At 66.2% G+C, this 1,306-nt stretch carries 1 protein-coding gene; it reads left to right on the top strand.

Features of this window, described 5'->3' with window-relative positions; genetic code table 11:
- Window positions 1-6: 6 nt before the first annotated feature.
- On the top strand, window positions 7-1,305 hold the full coding sequence (glyA, locus tag L2A60_RS20425) for a serine hydroxymethyltransferase (protein WP_316044774.1): 1,299 nt from the start codon (window positions 7-9) through the stop codon (window positions 1,303-1,305).
- Window position 1,306: the final 1 nt, after the last annotated feature.

Genomic DNA, 1,306 nt, shown 5'->3' with positions numbered 1-1,306 from the left:
GACACGATGAACGAGCAGAGAGTGATTGGGAGCATGGCGCGGTTTTTTGGGGCGTCGGTTGGCGAGACCGATCCTGAGATTGCGGTGGCGATCGGGCGGGAGCTGGCGCGCCAGCAGGACGGGATCGAGCTGATCGCGTCGGAGAATATTGTTTCGCGTGCGGTGCTGGAGGCGCAGGGCTCGGTGCTGACCAACAAATACGCGGAAGGCTATCCGGGCAAGCGGTATTATGGCGGGTGTGCTGCGGTGGATGTCGCCGAGCAACTGGCGATCGACCGGGCGAAGCGGCTGTTCGGGTGTGAGTTCGCCAATGTGCAGCCGCATTCGGGGGCGCAGGCGAACCAGGCGGTGTTTCTGGCTTTGCTGAACGCGGGGGATACGATCCTGGGGATGTCGCTGGCGGCGGGCGGGCATTTGACCCATGGCGCGGCGCCGAACCTGTCGGGCAAATGGTTCAAGCCGGTGCAATACGGCGTGCGGCGCGAGGACGGCGTGCTGGACTACGACGAGCTGGAGCGGCTGGCGCGCGAGCACAAACCGCGGCTGATCATCGCCGGCGGATCGGCCTATCCAAGGGTCATCGATTTTCCGCGTATCCGCAAAATCGCCGACGAGGTAGGTGCCTATTTCATGGTGGATATGGCGCATTTCGCCGGGCTGGTCGCGGCGGGGATATTCCCGTCGCCGCTGGGGCACGCGCATGTGGTGACGACGACGACGCACAAGACGCTGCGCGGCCCGCGGGGCGGGATGATCCTGTCGAATGACCTGGAGCTGGGCAGGAAGATCAATTCGGCGGTGTTTCCGGGGTTGCAGGGCGGTCCGCTGATGCATGTGATCGCGGCGAAGGCGGTGGCGTTCGGCGAGGCGCTGCGGCCGGAATTCCGCGCCTATCAGCAGGCGCTGGCGGAGAATGCGAAGGTGCTGGCGGCGACCCTGGTGGAGGGTGGGGTGGATATCGTGACCGGCGGGACCGACAGCCATCTGATGCTGGTCGATCTGCGGCCGAAGAACGTGACCGGGAAGGCGGCGGAAGCGTCGCTGGAGCGGGCGCACATCACGGCGAACAAGAACGCGATCCCGTTCGATCCCGCCAAACCGGCGGTCACCTCCGGCATCCGGCTAGGCACGCCGGCGGCGACCACGCGGGGGTTCGGGCCTGAGGAGTTCCGCCTGGTCGGGCGGCTGATCGTCGAGGTGCTGGACGGGCTTGCCGGGTCCAACGACGGTGCCAACGCCGCCGCCGAGGCCGCGGTCGGCGCCAAGGTGCTCGAACTCTGCAAGAAATTCCCAATCTACCGGTAAG

Origin of the sequence: Acidiphilium iwatense, from assembly GCF_021556475.1 — a bacterium.
Classification (GTDB): Bacteria; Pseudomonadota; Alphaproteobacteria; order Acetobacterales; family Acetobacteraceae; genus Acidiphilium; species Acidiphilium iwatense.
The sequence above is the reverse complement of the archived record's forward strand: the minus strand, read 5'-3'. Positions and strand labels throughout refer to the sequence as shown.